Annotated in this window: 12 protein-coding genes and 4 pseudogenes; 13 read left to right on the top strand and 3 right to left on the bottom strand. The window is 52.8% G+C overall.

Features of this window, described 5'->3' with window-relative positions; translation table 11 throughout:
• The 11 genes and pseudogenes from ACRER8_RS16490 to ACRER8_RS16440 all read left to right on the top strand — a co-directional run.
• The coding region (locus ACRER8_RS16490) for an RHS repeat-associated core domain-containing protein (RefSeq protein WP_431747288.1) at positions 1–2,627 on the top strand (2,627 nt) is incomplete at its 5' end.
• The gene (locus ACRER8_RS16485) at positions 2,608–3,024 is read left to right on the top strand and encodes a hypothetical protein (protein WP_431747287.1); all 417 of its coding nucleotides are present in this window, start codon (positions 2,608–2,610) and stop codon (positions 3,022–3,024) included. The genes ACRER8_RS16490 and ACRER8_RS16485, both read left to right, overlap by 20 nt.
• Before the next feature lie 488 nt (positions 3,025–3,512).
• A pseudogene (locus ACRER8_RS16480) lies at positions 3,513–3,779 on the top strand (RHS repeat-associated core domain-containing protein); the annotation flags it as partial.
• Between the two features lie 319 nt (positions 3,780–4,098).
• Positions 4,099–4,701, top strand: coding sequence for a hypothetical protein (locus tag ACRER8_RS16475; RefSeq protein ID WP_431747286.1), 603 nt, complete (start codon positions 4,099–4,101; stop codon positions 4,699–4,701).
• A 563-nt stretch (positions 4,702–5,264) separates the two neighbouring features.
• Positions 5,265–5,425, top strand: a pseudogene (locus ACRER8_RS16470) (RHS repeat-associated core domain-containing protein); the annotation flags it as partial.
• Between the two features lie 117 nt (positions 5,426–5,542).
• Positions 5,543–5,785: an HNH/endonuclease VII fold putative polymorphic toxin gene (locus tag ACRER8_RS16465; RefSeq protein ID WP_431747285.1), complete on the top strand. Its 243-nt coding sequence runs from the start codon at positions 5,543–5,545 to the stop codon at positions 5,783–5,785.
• Complete coding sequence (locus tag ACRER8_RS16460) at positions 5,766–6,185, top strand: hypothetical protein (RefSeq protein WP_431747284.1); 420 nt, start codon at positions 5,766–5,768, stop codon at positions 6,183–6,185. The genes ACRER8_RS16465 and ACRER8_RS16460 overlap by 20 nt, the downstream gene beginning before the upstream one ends.
• Before the next feature lie 468 nt (positions 6,186–6,653).
• Positions 6,654–6,785 (top strand): HNH/endonuclease VII fold putative polymorphic toxin, encoded by a 132-nt coding sequence (locus ACRER8_RS16455; RefSeq protein ID WP_431747283.1) that lies wholly within the window; start codon positions 6,654–6,656, stop codon positions 6,783–6,785.
• Between the two features lie 597 nt (positions 6,786–7,382).
• Positions 7,383–7,584, top strand: a pseudogene (locus tag ACRER8_RS16450) (RHS repeat-associated core domain-containing protein); the annotation flags it as partial.
• Positions 7,585–7,745: 161 nt separating this feature from the next.
• Positions 7,746–7,931, top strand: a complete 186-nt coding sequence (locus tag ACRER8_RS16445) for an HNH/endonuclease VII fold putative polymorphic toxin (protein ID WP_431747292.1) — start codon at positions 7,746–7,748, stop codon at positions 7,929–7,931.
• Positions 7,932–7,938: 7 nt separating this feature from the next.
• On the top strand, positions 7,939–8,337 hold the full coding sequence (locus ACRER8_RS16440) for a hypothetical protein (RefSeq protein ID WP_431747282.1): 399 nt from the start codon (positions 7,939–7,941) through the stop codon (positions 8,335–8,337).
• Between the two features lie 464 nt (positions 8,338–8,801).
• Here ACRER8_RS16440 and ACRER8_RS16435 read toward each other — a convergent pair.
• Together ACRER8_RS16435 and acnB are read right to left on the bottom strand one after the other, a co-directional pair.
• Positions 8,802–9,327 (bottom strand): annotated as a pseudogene (locus ACRER8_RS16435) (GNAT family N-acetyltransferase).
• A 524-nt stretch (positions 9,328–9,851) separates the two neighbouring features.
• Positions 9,852–12,452, bottom strand: a complete 2,601-nt coding sequence (gene acnB / locus ACRER8_RS16430) for a bifunctional aconitate hydratase 2/2-methylisocitrate dehydratase (RefSeq protein WP_431747281.1) — start codon at positions 12,450–12,452, stop codon at positions 9,852–9,854.
• Between the two features lie 392 nt (positions 12,453–12,844).
• Here acnB and ACRER8_RS16425 point away from each other — a divergent pair, with 392 nt between their 5' ends.
• Entirely contained in the window at positions 12,845–13,312 is a 468-nt protein-coding gene (locus ACRER8_RS16425) for a DUF1289 domain-containing protein (RefSeq protein WP_431747280.1), read from the top strand.
• Positions 13,313–13,402: 90 nt separating this feature from the next.
• Here the strand turns inward: ACRER8_RS16425 and ACRER8_RS16420 are convergent, their stop codons facing one another.
• Positions 13,403–14,278 carry a universal stress protein gene (locus ACRER8_RS16420; RefSeq protein ID WP_431747279.1) on the bottom strand — a complete coding sequence of 292 codons (876 nt, stop codon included), beginning with the start codon at positions 14,276–14,278 and terminating at the stop codon, positions 13,403–13,405.
• A gap of 221 nt (positions 14,279–14,499) precedes the next feature.
• Between ACRER8_RS16420 and ACRER8_RS16415 the strand changes: the two genes are divergently transcribed.
• Positions 14,500–15,108: a tRNA-(ms[2]io[6]A)-hydroxylase gene (locus tag ACRER8_RS16415; protein WP_431747291.1), complete on the top strand. Its 609-nt coding sequence runs from the start codon at positions 14,500–14,502 to the stop codon at positions 15,106–15,108.
• The last annotated feature ends 510 nt before the right edge of the window (positions 15,109–15,618 follow it).

Genomic DNA, 15,618 nt, shown 5'->3' with positions numbered 1-15,618 from the left:
TTACCGACGGCCTGAACCGCCGCAGCACGCGACGCTGGAACAGCCAGCAGCAGATCACCGAATACACCGACAACCTCGATCAGACGTGGCAGTTTTTCTGGAACGATGAACGTCAGTTGCTCGGCGCTACCGATCCTCAACAGGGTCAGTGGACCTTTGGCTATGACGAAGCCGGCAATTTGAGTTCGACCCAAGATCCGCTCGGGCGGATCGAGTCAACCCTGTGGCTGGAGCACTGGTCGCTGCCCAACGTGGAAACCGACGCGGCGGGCAACCACTGGCAATACCGCTACGACGCGCGGGGCAATCGCACCCACGAAGTCGATCCCTTGGGGTATGTCACCCGCTACCGGTTCGACGAGCGAGGGCGGATCGTCGAAGTCATCGACGCCAGCGGCAAGAGCAAAACATTGCGCTGGAATGAATTCGGGCAACTGACCGATTACATCGACTGTTCGGGTTACGAGACCAAGTTTCGTTACGACCGGCGCGGGTTTCTGGACCACAGCACGGATGCTCTCGGCGAGCGGACGCGTTATGAATACGACGCACAAGGCCGTTTGCAACAACGGGAGTCGCCGGTTGGACGCATCGAGCGGTTCCTGCGCGACGACAGTGGCTTGCTTATCGGTTATGCCAACGCTGCCGGGGAAATCACGCGTTATGAATACGACCGACGCGGTCGGTTGCAACAGCGCCTTGACGCCCATGACCGGAAAATCGAGTTTCGCTACGACGCTTATGGCCGACTGGACGCCCTGACCAACGAAAATGGTGAGAGCTATCGGTTCGGTTGGGATGCCGGGGATCGGCTTTCGACGCAGCAGGACTTGGACGGTAGCCAAAGGAGCTACCAGTACGATGTCCTGGACAATCCGGTGTGGGTCAATCAGGTATCCGGGCAGGATTCCATCGTTCATGTGCTGGAACGAGATGCCGTTGGCCGCCTGGTTAAAAAAGTGACCGACGATGGCCGCACTGATTACGGCCACGACACGCTCGACAATCTGCTCAACATCACCTTCACAAATCTGGACGGCGAGCAACAAAGCGTCAATTTCTGCTACGACCCCCTCAATCAATTACTCAGTGAAACGACCGTCGCCGGTACGCTCCACCACCGTTACGACGAACTGGGCAACCTGAACCAAACCCAACTCCCCGATGGACGATGGGTCAACCGGTTGCTCTATGGCAGCGGCCACCTGCACCAGATCAACCTCGACGGCCAGGTTATCTGCGACTTCGAACGGGATCACCTGCACCGCGAAGTGTTGCGAACCCAAGGCCAGATCCATACCCGCAACGAATACGACCGCAGCGGCCGCCTTTACTCACGTACCCGTCGGCACGCCAGTCACCCCATGCCTTTACCGGCTGACAGCACAAGAGCCTACGAATACGACCTGGCCGACAACCTGACCAGCCGCGTCGATCAGAATCGCCACAGCGAACATCGAACCCGGCTTGCATACGACTCCAGCAGCAGGATCATGTCCGCCCAAGACACTTTGAACGGGCTATTGGAACGATTCGCCTACGACCCCGCCGCCAACCTCATGGACGGCCCGCAATCCAGCGTTGGCCGAGTCGCCCACAACAAACTCCTGGCCTATCAGGACAAACGCTACCACTACGACAGCTTCGGTCGACTGATCGAAAAACGCAGCATCCGCCATGGCCTCCAGCGTTTCGGGTATGACGCCGAAAGCCGGCTAGTCGAAGTGAGAAACCCCGACAACCATGTCGTGCGCATGACCTACGACCCGCTTGGGCGGCGCACCGGCAAAACCTTGCATCACCCCGACGGCCACATCCTCTGCGAAACCACATTCACCTGGGATGGCCTACGTCTGCTGCAGGAGGAGCAAAACGGCTTTTCCACCCTCTACCTCTACGCCGACGACAGCCACGAGCCCCTGGCCAGAGTCGACGGCCGAGGCGAACACCAGAAAATCCGCCACTACCACAACGACCTCAACGGCCTGCCCCAACAACTTACCGAAACCGACGGCCATGTCGTCTGGCAGGCGCGTTACCAAGTCTGGGGCAACACCGTCGAAGAAACCCGCGAGTCCTACTTCGTCGAAAACCAGAACCTGCGCTTCCAAGGACAATACCTTGATCGCGAGACCGGACTGCACTACAACACCTTCAGGTACTACGACCCGGATGTAGGACGATTCACCACGCCCGATCCGATCGGGCTGGCGGGCGGGCTGAATTTATATCAGTACGCACCGAATCCGGTGGGGTGGGTGGATCCGTGGGGGTGGAGTTGCACTCCCAATAAGAAGACGTCGTATCAGGGGAAGAGTCGGAGGGATGCGTTTAGGTACGCGAAATTTGATGCTAATATTCCATTAAGTCAATCACCTTATTCTGTCACGAAGCCTAAGCTGATGGACGGGTATGGGGGATTTATATATAAAGATGGTCGCATAGTTGAAACTAGACAGTATCATTTTGTTAGTTATAAAGGAGAGCATGTGATTATTCAGGATCATAGCTATGGTCACCTAAAAGCTAAGCCTCTACGTGGAGCTGAGCCTCATTTTAATGTGCGACCTATAAAAAATCCAAATACAGGAGCGGTGGAAGGAACTCATGGGCATTATAATTACTGAATCGGTCGATTTGATTGAGTGCGCCGATGGTCATAGATTTCTTAAGGAAATTTTTCCTAGCGGTGTAGGTGAGGTGTTCATTGGGCATCTCGTATTGGACCAAGGCCAGTTTAGAATGGATGTGCATGTATATGATAAGCCTGCGAAGGACGTGGCCAAGTGGGGTATCTGGGGGAAAAATTACAATGTAATAGTAATTGACTTGTTGGGACAAGGCTTGAAGGAGATTGAAATCAAGCATTGGGAAGGGTTTGGAAGGGGGGCGCTAGTATGCACAAAAAAAGAAAAGATATTCTCTCTTCACCAGCACGGTGCGGGATGGGAGTTAAAAATTTCTTTTGGTATTTTGGCTTTTCAAAAGTGTAGTACGTATATTGATGGGGAAATAGAGGAGTAAGAAGATCACTTGTATTTGAATATGTTTACGTACAGGGAAGCTGAACGATCCAATATTCGTGAAAAAGAGAATGATGTGCTAATAAGGACGAAATAATTGAGCTTTCTGATACTAAGGACATTTCGGTACTCAAGGAGATTGAGTTTGTAATGACTTAGTTAAAAAATGCTAGTTACCATTTATGATCGAGCATATGCGCAGCCGACGGAAGAAAAACGGGAAGTGAGTGTGCGTTTGAAACGAACCGTTATCATAGATAAAGAGAGGTAGTGCGATCGCTAGCCAAAGCAAGAAGGATTATTGGAGAAATTTGATAACGAGCTTGGTGTCGATGACACCGCAGACATTGAACGAGAAATGAAAACCTAAAGTTTTGCGAGAGGCCTGGTGGTTGACTTCACCTAAACTGGGGTATAGAAGTGCAGCAACCGAGTCTTGGTTGATAGTCATCCTAACGGCCGGAAGAGCCCTGTCCCGAAACTAACAACCACGCCTTCTGGCAGGCGCGTTATCAAGTCTGGGGCAACACCGTCGAAGAAACCGCGAGCCCTACCTCGTCGAAAACCAGAACCTGCGTTTTCAAGGCCAATACCTTTATCGCGAGACCGGACTGCACTACAACACCTTCAGGTACTACGATCCGGATGTAGGACGGTTTACCACGCCTGACCCGATTGGGCTGGCGGGCGGGCTTAATTTATATCAGTACGCACCGAACCCGGCGGGGTGGGTGGATCCGCGGGGTTGGAGTTGCACGGTTGTTACGGCGCGTACTCGCCGACATGCTTATATACTTGCAAAAGAACACGCGCAGGTTCCTCGGATATCTAAAGGCGGGAGAAGCATTACTATGGAGGATCTAAACGACTCAAGTCGGGGCAAAAACTGGAATGAGATGAAAAGTCGAGGTGCGCGTTCTCTCGGGAGAGAACGAGTGAAAGGAGAGCACGTTTTCGAGCATCCGGACGGTCATCCAGATGCGGGCCAGCCTGGGATTCCCAAACATCATGACTCGGGGCAAATACATGCGGTTAATTCTAAAGGCGAAGAGGTGGTATTTACTTGGAAGCTAATATGAAAGAGCAGATTATAGAGTTTCCAATCTTACCTAAAGACATGTTTGATGGACCTTTAGATCCAAACGAGGGATTCTGCATCAGTTATCAATATGATGTAGATACCTACGGGTATGGTCCATACGGTTTCCGTACGAAAAAAGCAAGTAGACTGCTGAAAGAAATGTTTCCTTCAATCGTCTATTGGGACGTTAGCCGGATGAAGTTAGTGGGTGCAGAGGTTCCGTTAGGTGCAGGAATTTATTTTTTTAAAAACCAAAAATATATTCATGAGGTAGAGGCAGCGTTGCGGGATTATGAAAAAGCTCATAAGCTATGGGGGCTTCGATCTAGATATAAAAAAATCGAAGAAATAGGCAGCGCACCAGTTAAACCCAGCCTTTTGAACGTCTCCAATAGGCAAATACTTTCTGCAGATGTTATCAATGAATTATTGCAAGAAAAGTGTAAGTTTTTTATTCTGTATTCATTGATTCCTTACGCTGGGCAGAGCTTGGCGTTGTTTGATAAAGCACTAAGTGTTAGATTCAGAATGCTGGCTGCGCGTGAATCTGTTCCGTATCAGGTGATGAACTCTGCTGATGAACTGAAACCATGGTAGGTGCCAATTTTGTAACTGGCAGCTCGCTAACATAGTGATGTTCATCCTGAGTGAGGGGTGGTCCTATGATTTGTTCTGAAAAAATTCAAATTTTACGATGGATTAACGTAGAAAAAGGAAAACTAATTTATCGCTATTAATGGTGAAGGTAGTATTGAGGTTCTCAGTAAGGTGGAATATATCCTCGTTTTGGTCAGAGACATCGTTAATTGCTACTATTCACGCGGATGAATTAGTTACGCCTGATGCCGATATTGCTTATACGCTGGAGAGCACTTGATTTACAGATCGGATTCGAATAAAAAATTGGTTGGACAAAATGGGAGAATTCTAGCTGAACCGTTTAATGATATACCTGGCGATCATGATGTTAACGAAATTGAGAAAACAGTAATGAGCCTAAACTGGTACTATAACCTGGGAGACTAATTAAACTTTATGTGCGGATAGTATTCCGTAGTTTGGTTATGCTATATATTGAGTTATGTAATCACGCTTTTTGCAAATGGTACGCAACCAGATAGGCGCAGCGCTATCGAGGAGAATTGCAAGCTTCACTTCATAAGAATGGCCAATATTTTGATCGCGAGACCGGACTGCACTACAACACCTTCAGGTACTAGACCCGGATGTCGGACGGTTTACCACGCCTGATCCGATTGGATTGGCGGGCGGGCTGAATTTATATCAGTACCCACCGAATCCGGTGGGGTGGGTGGATCCGTGAGGGTGGAGTTGCACTCCCAATAAGCAAACTTCGTATCAGGGGACGAGTCGGAGGGATGCGTTTAGGCAGGCAAAAAAAGATGCCAATATTCCGCTGAGCCAATCGCCGTATTCAGTGATCAGCGAGAAACTGTTAGATGGATACGGCGGGTATGTTTATAAAAATGGACGAATTGCTCACACTAGAGACTATTACTTTTTGGATGTTAAAGGGGCTCGATTAATCATTCAGGACCACAGCTATGGACATTCGAAGGCTGTACCATTGCGAGGGGCGGAACCGCATTTCAACATTAGACCATTCACAAACCCTACAACTGGAAATGTTAAAGGAACTCATGGACACTACAATTATTGACTCTTCCATCTTTTTAGAATGCACAGGAAATCATTTTTTTATTGAGGGACTTTACCCTCATGGTTTAGGGGAGGTGCTGGTCGGACAGTTCGGACTGGATATAGGTCGATTCAGTATTAATATACATATTTATGTTGAACCCGCTAAAAAAGTCCCTAAGTGGGGTGTGTGGGGAAAAGATTATAATGTGTTGGTCCTAGAGTTTCTAGGAGACGGGTTAACAGATATAAAGATTGATAACTGGAGCGGATTCGGGAAAGCGCAACTTCGGTGTCGCAAGGACGGAAATAAATATGGCCTGTATCAAAAAGGAGTCGATTGGAATTTTGAAGTATTGTTTGGTATGTTGAGCTTTCAAAGGAGCAGTACGTATATAGACGGTGACATAAATGACTGTTGATGTAGTGTTGTCAGGTGTTTCGAATGCGACCCGACACTCTGAGTAGCGTCTATCTTTGCATAAAAACTTATGTGGCCTACGTCGTCCAACGTCTTCTCGCCACTATCACTACATTTGTGGCTCTAGGCGCAGAGCCGAATGCTGGCGCTAGGTTAGCTGACAAACCTCGTACACTGGCAATGGAGGTAAATCATGATCGCTAAAACTACTGAAGCTATTTCAATGGACTTTATCGACTTTAGTGATAATAATTAATTTTAAAAACCATTACTGGCGAAGATTCGCTCCCGCACCGCTACTATGCTGGGTTGTAGAAGCTAGATTAGTCATTAGCTGTCAGTCTAAGGATAAGATGTTTGCAATTTCATGCTCTGGATTGGTTTTTCAATCAAGTAGCACCTAAATTGAGTAAAACTTTGGCTTTGATTGCGGTGACTGCTCAGAGGCTCGTAATTGTGTCCCGGGTTGATGCGGAATTGGTGGGATGCTGACGGAATCGCTGCGCTGCTACATGGCGCGGAACCACACTTCAATGTGAGGTCGTGGGATAAGACAGTGAATGGTTCGGTTGATGGAGCTCATGGGTATTATAATTTTTGAGGTGAAATATGAATCTAATGAATGTTGCTTCCAGGAGTTGTTTTTAAAAGAGCTATATCCGAGTGGGCTGGTTGACTATATGTTAATCGGACGACTAGAATTTGATTGCGATAATAAATTTTGCGTTAACTTTCATACAAGGCAGAAGCCAGCCACGGAAGTGGAAAAATTAGGGTATTTGGGGACAAAACTATGATGTTGTAGTGATTTGCCTGCCAGGGCAATGGGTTAAAAATGTGGTAATTTCGAACTGGGAGCGCATAAGTTTTGCTCCTGTAATCTGGACGATTGAAGGCGAGAATACGACCTTTCATAGCTGCGGAGATGGTGGGAGGTTTCTTTGGCCTTTGGGGACCTCGTTTTTCAAGAGTGTCGAACTTACATTTGGTAATTCAAAATCAGAGGGGTTTATTTCTCCGGCTGTGGCGTATTGTTGTTACTAACTGGAATAAAATCCGGGAGCTATGTGGCTACTGACGTGCACGAGGAGAGTTTATAAGTTTGGCTTGAACTTTATTTTTCTTGATGGTTTATAGCCCACTCGTCTGGCAGCTCCGCCACTAGGTCTGGGGCAGCACCACCCAAGAAACCTGCGATCCCTACTTCCTCGAAAACCAGAACCTGCGCTTCCAAGGCCAATACCTTGATCGCGAGACCGGACTGCACTACAACACCTTCAGGTACTACGACCCGGATGTAGGACGGTTTACCACGCCTGATCCGATTGGGCTGGCGGGCGGGCTGAATTTATATCAGTACGCACCGAATCCGGTGGGGTGGGTGGATCCGTGGGGGTGGAGTTGCACTCCCAATAAGAAGACGTCTTATCAAGGGACGAGTCGGAGGGATGCGTTTAGGCAGGCTAAGCGGGATGCGGGTATACCGTTAACACACGGCCCATCCGCGTACACAAGACCGGATTTGCTTGATAAAAATCAAAAGCTAGTTATCAAAGGCAACATGCCTGTAAAAACAAGGCAATATGAATATATAAATAATCGGGGCGAAGCCGTTTTTATTCAGGAGCACAGTTACGGTAAGAAGGCGGTGCCCGGCCACGGGGCAGAACCTCACTTCAACGTTAGGCCAGCGGATAAAAAAAGAAATGGGCACTTGCCTGGAACTCATGGTCATTACAATTTTTAGGGTCCATATGAACGTCGTTGATTTAATTCACAGTAATTTTTTCTTAAAAAAAATATTTCCCGACGGGTTGTCTAAATTTGTGTACGTAGGACAGTTCGGCTTGGACGTCGCCGGTACATTCAGTATGAACATTCATACACGGCAAAAGCCTGCTTTGGAGATACCCAAGTGGGGTATACACGGCCAGAGCTACGATGTGATTGTGATCCGCCTTTTAGGGAGCGGGGCTAGGAACATTAGCATCGAAAATTGGATAAACGGCGATTTCGCTTTTTTTGATTTCTCAAAAGAGGGTGAAGATATTCGTATAAATGCTTGTGGAGCCGATTGGGCATTCGACGTTACGGTGGGAAGTTTGGGGTTTCAGGGTTGCAGCACTTATATAGATGGGGGAATAGATGAGTGACAAATTACCCAGTTTTAGGGCGTCACAAATTGACGTGACGCCTTCTATATGAGCCTCGATGTAACGTCTCATAACTATGTGCGTCACTGTAATGCGTCCTTTGAGAATGAATGGCAAGCCAGATATGGGATTGATTGCTGACTGTGGCTATTAGCCTATGTTTTCGAGAGCGACGTATCCGTGGGACACGCCGGAGGTGGCTAGGAAAGTTACGGGTCGAGAGACCACAGTTGCGTTCGGCTCGACACGTGGCTAGTTACGCATGCACAGCGAGCAGCCCGGCATTTCCATGCGCGCGCGTCCGATCCAAATCCTTGTAGCAGTCCGGCTTGAAGCGGTAGCGATCTTGCGGGCGCCACCCGCCGGCAAGCCGTGCTGCTACAGCGTCTTTCGGGTGCGGAACGCTGTTTGTTGATTCAGGTCGAGAAGACCTGGGTTCTACTGGATGGGCGTGTCCTTTAGTGTCATCGCAGCCGGGCCATGCTGATGGCATCGACGTATCTGCCGTCGCGCACTGCATAGTCGCGCAGGTGTCCTTCTGTTTCGAAGCCGAATTTGCGGTACAAGCCCTGGGCGGCTGCGTTGTCGGAGAAGACAGTCAGTTCGACTCTGTGCAGGTTCATCCAGTTGTCCGCCATTTCAATACAGCCGTCATCAGCATCGATCCAACCCCTTTGCCTTGCCATGCCACCGCAATGCCCATGCCGATGGCACCTACGTGGCGTTGTCGGATTCGCAAACACTGTTCCAGGCCGATGTTTCCGATCACTTTGTTATCGTGCAGGGCGACGAGTTTGACTGCCCGCTCATCACTCGCCGCTAGCCGCTTGCGCCGGACGTCCGGTGATTGATAAGGCATTTGCAACACCTGAGGACAGACCTCAGGATCGCTATAGAGCGCGGTGGGCCTTCGATATGAGCTTCGGTAAAACGTTTGATGACAATCTGAGTGGAAGCGGGTTTCGCCGTATTCGTCCTTTGAAAACAGATGGCCCTGTCACTTTAAGCGGCAGTTTGTCGGCGTGGCTATCACCTGAAGAACTCAGCCCTGGCGGCAAGCCTAAACCTCGTTGGCGAACGCCGAGTGTCAGTTAACGCATCCACGACTGAGACGCCTGGTTCGCCAGCAAGCCGGCTCCTACAGTAGTTTAGGGGGGCAGCGAAGGGTTGTGTTCGGGCATTACAGATGCGTAGAGCGTTATCTCCAGCCCGTCATGCCTTTGCTTTTCATACGCCATGGACCAGCCGACGCGAGTCGCGACTTTGGCGCAGGCCAAACCAAGAGCAAGCCCTTGATTAATTGGGGTTGGTCCGGCATTCCGGCTTTTCCAAGTAACTCGTCGGAGGCGAAACGCTTATGCTGTTAGCAGAACAAACCCAGCGTCGTCCGAGGTAACGGATATACACCCAATCGCAACAACACCAGGTCACGAGGCCAAAGATCACAAGCCACCAAACCCAACCCATAAAAAAACCCCACCGAAGCGGGGTTCTTTCAACGCTGTGTCTCGATCTTACGCTTGAACAACCGGGATATTGGCGTTCGCGGCGGACTCACGGAACTCGGCGATCTGGTCGAAGCTCAGGTAGCGGTAAACATCGGCAGACATGCTGTCGATCTTGCCGGCGTACTCCATGTACTCCTCGACGGTCGGCAGGCGACCCAGGATCGATGCTACGGACGCCAGCTCAGCCGAAGCCAGGTAAACGTTCGCGCCATCACCCAGACGGTTCGGGAAGTTGCGAGTAGAGGTTGATACCACGGTAGCGTTCGGCTCGACACGTGCCTGGTTACCCATGCACAGCGAGCAGCCCGGCATTTCCATGCGCGCGCCGGCCTTGCCGTAGATGCCGTAGTAACCTTCCTCGGTCAACTGGTGAGCATCCATTTTGGTCGGCGGCGACAGCCACAGACGGGTTGGAAGCTGACCCTTGACTTGATCCAGCAACTTACCGGCAGCGCGGAAGTGACCGATGTTAGTCATGCACGAACCGATGAACACTTCGTCGATTTTCTCGCCAGCGACGCTGGACAGCAGACGGGCGTCGTCCGGGTCGTTCGGCGCGCAGAGCACGGGCTCCTTGACGTCGGCCAGGTCGATCTCGATGACTTCTGCGTATTCGGCGTCGGCATCGGCTTCCAGCAGCTCAGGGTTGGCAACCCAGGCTTCCATCGCTTGAGCGCGGCGTTCCAGAGTACGTGGATCGCCGTAGCCTTCCGCAATCATCCAGCGCAGCAGGGTGATGTTGGATTTCAGGTATTCGGCAATCGACTCTTTCGACAGTTTGATGGTGCAACCGGCGGCCGAACGTTCTGCCGACGCGTCGGAGAGTTCGAAGGCTTGTTCGACGGTCAGGGCTTCCAGACCTTCGATTTCCAGGATGCGACCGGAGAAGGCGTTTTTCTTGCCTTTCTTCTCGACCGTCAGCAGGCCTTTCTGGATCGCGTAGTAAGGAATCGCGTGAACCAGGTCACGCAGGGTGACGCCCGGCTGCAACTTGCCTTTGAAACGCACCAGAATCGACTCCGGCATGTCCAGCGGCATGACGCCGGTGGCAGCGGCGAACGCGACCAGACCGGAACCCGCCGGGAACGAGATACCGATCGGGAAACGGGTGTGCGAGTCACCGCCGGTACCGACGGTGTCCGGCAGCAACATGCGGTTCAGCCAGCTGTGGATGATGCCGTCGCCCGGACGCAGCGAAACGCCGCCACGGGTCATGATGAAGTCAGGCAGGGTGTGGTGAGTCTTGACGTCGATCGGCTTTGGATAAGCAGCTGTGTGGCAGAAGGACTGCATCACCAGATCGGCGGAGAAGCCAAGGCAAGCCAGGTCTTTCAGCTCATCACGGGTCATTGGACCGGTGGTGTCTTGAGAACCGACGGTGGTCATCTTCGGTTCGCAGTAGGTGCCCGGACGGATGCCGTCGGTACCGCATGCCTTGCCGACCATTTTCTGCGCCAGGGTGAAACCCTTGGTGCTGGCAGCCGGAACTTCAGGCAGCTTGAACAGCGTCGAAGGTGGCAGGCCCAGCTCGGCGCGCGCCTTGCTAGTCAGGCCGCGGCCAACGATCAGCGGGATACGGCCGCCAGCGCGGACTTCGTCCAGCAATACCGGAGTCTTCAGTTCAAAAGTGGTGATCACTTCGTCGCTGTCGTGCTTGGTGACTTTGCCTGCGTATGGGTAAACGTCGATCACGTCGCCCATGTTGATGTTCGAGACATCGAATTCGATAGGCAGTGCGCCCGCATCTTCCATGGTGTTGTAGAAGATCGGAGCGATCTTGCTGCCGAAGCAGAAGCCGCCTGCGCGCTTGTTCGGCACGTAGGGAATGTCGTCGCCGAAGAACCACAGCACCGAGTTGGTCGCCGATTTGCGCGAGGAGCCGGTACCGACTACGTCACCGACGTAGGCAATAGGGAAACCCTGGCCGCGCATTTCTTCGATCTGCTTCATCGGACCGATGGAGCCTTGCGCATCAGGAACGATGCCGTCGCGGGCCATTTTCAGCATGGCCAGGGCGTGCAGCGGGATGTCAGGACGGGACCAGGCATCAGGCGCAGGCGACAGGTCGTCGGTGTTGGTCTCGCCGGTGACCTTGAACACACGCAGGCTGATCTTCTCGGCCAGGGTCGGACGCTTCTGGAACCACTCACCATCGGCCCAGGACTGCAGCACGGCTTGAGCGTGCGAGTTGCCGTTCTTGGCTTTTTCAGCGACGTCGTGGAAGGCGTCGAACATCAGTAGCGTGTGCTTCAGTTGCTCTGCGGCGACCGGTGCCAGCTCGGCATCGTCCAGCAGGTCAACCATGGTCACGATGTTGTAGCCGCCCTGCATGGTGCCGAGCAGTTCTACCGCGCGCTTCTTGTCCAGCAGCGGGGAGGAACCTTCGCCCTTGGCCACGGCGGAGAGGAAACCGGCCTTGACGTAGGCAGCTTCGTCAACTCCAGGTGGAACGCGATTGGTGATCAGATCAAGCAGGAAAGCTTCTTCGCCAGCCGGTGGGTTTTTCAGCAGCTCGACCAGGCCTGCGGTTTGTTCGGCGTTAAGCGGCTGGGGCACGATACCCTGGGCGGTACGCTCTTCGATGTGTTTACGGTAGGCTTCAAGCACAGTATTACCCTCATCAGTGGTCCCAAATGGGTGTCCGGGACGCTCATCCAGAAAAGGTCCGCAGCCGTGCGCTTTAAAAACTTTTTGAGTCTTGTGGCAGGCAGCTGACGATTTCCAACAGAAGCTGTTTTCAAAGTTTTACGCCTGCATGACCAGTTCTGGAGGAGGGGACGCAGGAGGACCTGCGTCATAGAACCGACTGCTGGGTAGACTTGACTGTGCTCGTGACGCTTTGAAAACAGCTTCCAACGGACATTGGCGCCTTAAAAGGCCCGGTGATTCTACGGCAAAAAAAAGGTAAAGGTAAGTTAGCCCTACATCTTCAAGGGTGTACCCCGTTAGACAAAGGGCTAACATGCGGGCTTGTTTCCTCCGCCGCCATGTTTCCCGCCATGCCCAATCACATCATCAAGACGCCCTGCGTAGGCCTGTGTTCCACCGTTTACGGCGATCTCGTGTGCCGCGGTTGCAAGCGCTTTCACCATGAGGTGATTCACTGGAACGGCTACAACGAGGACGAGAAACGCGCGGTCTGGTTGCGCCTTGAGCAATTGCTGGTGCAGGTGATGACGGCAAAGGTTGAGGTGTTCGATCCAGCCAAGCTGCGCCAACAGCTGGAACAACGCAAGATCCGTTTCGTGCCGCAGCAGTCGGAGTATTGCTGGGCGTACCAGTTGATCGCGCGCGGCGCGCGGGCGATCAACAATCTGGAAGCGTACGGGATGGTCGTGCTGCCCGAGTTCCGCGATTGGGGACTGCCTGAACTGCGCGATGCCATTGATCGGGAATTCTTTCTGTTGTCCGAAGCGCATTACGAGCGCTACATCGCCCCAGGGTTTTTGCTGGACGCGATGGGGTGAGAGTGGGATCTGCTCATGATTCTGCCCGGAGGGCTGATGCGGGACCTTGGGCTATTCGAGTTCTGCAAGCGGAAGCGGAACCTTATATGTTCAAGCTCTCGCCAACTCCTCCTTCAGATGCTTCAAAACTTCCTCGCTTTTAAGCACCAGCACATCACTTTCCAGAGAGTCGAGCACCACTTCGGCGGTATTGCCTATCAGTGCACCGGAAATCCCCGTGCGGCCCACGGTCCCGATGACCGTCACTACCGCCTGCAAATGATGCGCGGTGAACGGGATCAACACATCTGCCGGGCCTTCGGCAATGTGCAGATGGGCATTATCTATATTGAATTCGCTCTGAAACGCTGTGCACTGCTCGCGATACTTGGCTTCTGTGCTTGAAGGCAACTGATAGACCGGATCCGCCGCCGACAGCATCGGTGAAGGATGCGCGGTAATGACATGCAGATCACCTTCGGCCATTTCCGCGATGATGTAGCCATGCTGGATGATGCTGTAGTGCAGCGCCCTGTGCTCGCCATCCGGGTTGCCGACATCGACCGCCGCGAGAATCGCCCCGCCTTTCCATGGCCGATCAGTCTTCACCATCAGCACCGGGCAGGGGCAATAGCGCAACAGTTTCCAGTCCGCAGGCGTCAGCAGGGCTTTTTTCAAGACGCTGTCGGGAAAGTGCTGTTTGATCACCAGGTCAGCCCCTTGAGCCTGTTGCGCTTTGACGATCGTCTGGTGGGTGCTCTCATGCCAGTCCTGTTCGGTGGTGACCTTGATATCCTTGGCTTCGAGGACGTGTCGAAGGTCAGTCAGCAGTTCGCTGTGATCGAGCTTCTTGTCACACACCAGCAGATGCAGGCTCGCCCCTGTCGCGCGTGCTATCAGGCAGGCGCGTGGCATGGTCAGACTGGCCACCTTGTCAGTTTCCGCGCCAGGTTCGATGACTACCAGAATTCTGCGAATCGATTGCATGAGCTGATCTCCCTGCAAGACTTATGAAACGTTCGACCTTACACAGACCGGGACGGTTCGCTTATTGAATATAGTCGGCTGGCGTGAAGTGATCGGCGTGAATCGGCTGCCGGGGGGCGTTGCGCTGATCGGGCTCATGAGTTTTACGGGTACAGAGGCTGGTTCTGTGCAACGAGCCCCGTATAATGCTGCGCCTTGCCCATCCAGCCATTCGTGAACTCATGCAGATCTATCCAGAAGTCGACGCTTTCCTGCTTTGTCCGACCCCGGACACCTGGGTCCAGGCGGCCTTGCAGAACCTGGACATCCTGCTGATCGACCACGCGAACAACGAAAAGAAAGCCGCTGGGGCGGCGTTCCAATTCATGTTCCAGTACAACGACAAGTTCGACCTGCTGGCCAAGATGTCGCGTCTGGCCCGTGAAGAACTGCGTCATTTCGAGCAAGTGATCGGCATCATCAAGAAGCGCGGCATTGCGATGGCCAACATCAGCTCGGCCCGCTATGCCGGATCGCTACGCAAACGAGTACGTAACCACAATCCTTATCGGCTGACCGATGCACTGATCGTCGGCGCCATCGTGGAAGCACGGTCATGCGAGCGCTTCGCAGCGCTGGTTCCGCATCTGGACGCCGACCTGTCGAAGTTCTACGCCAGCCTGCTCAAGTCTGAGGCACGGCACTTTCAGGACTACCTGAAATTGGCCTATCTGTATGGTGAGGAGGCGGATGTCGACGCCAAGATTCAGGAAATCCGCCTGGCCGAGCGCGAGCTGATTGAAAGCCCGGATGAGGATTTCCGGTTTCACAGTGGTGTGCCTGCGCGGTAACCGTTGAGCGCTCTACCTTGCACTGTAGGAGCCGGCTTGCTGGCGAACGCGCAGGGTCAGACAGTGATGTACCGCCTGACCCCCGCGTTCGCTGCCGTCGTAACCTCCGACGTCTCCTACAGGTTCCGTGACGTAGCGACATTTTTATACCGGTCGTTTCGACTGATTGAGTGGCTAACGCAACACCTGTAGGAGCCGGCTTGCTGGCGAACGCGCAGGGTCAGACAGTGATGCACCGCCTGACCCACCGCGTTCGCTGTCGTCTTAACCGCCGACGTCTCCTACAGGTTCCGTGACGTAGCGATATTTTTCATAACCGGTCGTTTCGGCTGATTGAGTTGCCAACGCAACACCGGTAGGAGCCGGCTTGCTGGCGAACGCGCAGGGTTAGACAGTGATGCACCGCCTGACCCACCGCGTTCGCTGCCGTCTTAACCGCCGACGTCTCCTACACGTTTTGGTGCAGGCCGCTTATTCCGGTTTAGCTGACGTCCTTTCGTGACTCTACTG

The organism is Pseudomonas sp. (genome assembly GCF_050739935.1).
Taxonomy (GTDB): domain Bacteria; phylum Pseudomonadota; class Gammaproteobacteria; order Pseudomonadales; family Pseudomonadaceae; genus Aquipseudomonas.
This window is presented reverse-complemented; position numbering and strand designations above follow the sequence as displayed.

Coding starts and splice junctions, on each gene's coding strand:
- ACRER8_RS16425 (WP_431747280.1), top strand. CDS start 12,845: ATGCCCAATCACATCATCAAGACGCCCTGCGTAGGCCTGTGTTCCACC.
- ACRER8_RS16440 (WP_431747282.1), top strand. CDS start 7,939: ATGAACGTCGTTGATTTAATTCACAGTAATTTTTTCTTAAAAAAAATA.
- ACRER8_RS16475 (WP_431747286.1), top strand. CDS start 4,099: ATGAAAGAGCAGATTATAGAGTTTCCAATCTTACCTAAAGACATGTTT.
- ACRER8_RS16455 (WP_431747283.1), top strand. CDS start 6,654: ATGCGGAATTGGTGGGATGCTGACGGAATCGCTGCGCTGCTACATGGC.
- ACRER8_RS16420 (WP_431747279.1), bottom strand. CDS start 14,278: ATGCAATCGATTCGCAGAATTCTGGTAGTCATCGAACCTGGCGCGGAA.
- ACRER8_RS16415 (WP_431747291.1), top strand. CDS start 14,500: ATGCAGATCTATCCAGAAGTCGACGCTTTCCTGCTTTGTCCGACCCCG.
- ACRER8_RS16485 (WP_431747287.1), top strand. CDS start 2,608: ATGGGCATTATAATTACTGAATCGGTCGATTTGATTGAGTGCGCCGAT.
- ACRER8_RS16460 (WP_431747284.1), top strand. CDS start 5,766: ATGGACACTACAATTATTGACTCTTCCATCTTTTTAGAATGCACAGGA.
- ACRER8_RS16445 (WP_431747292.1), top strand. CDS start 7,746: ATGCCTGTAAAAACAAGGCAATATGAATATATAAATAATCGGGGCGAA.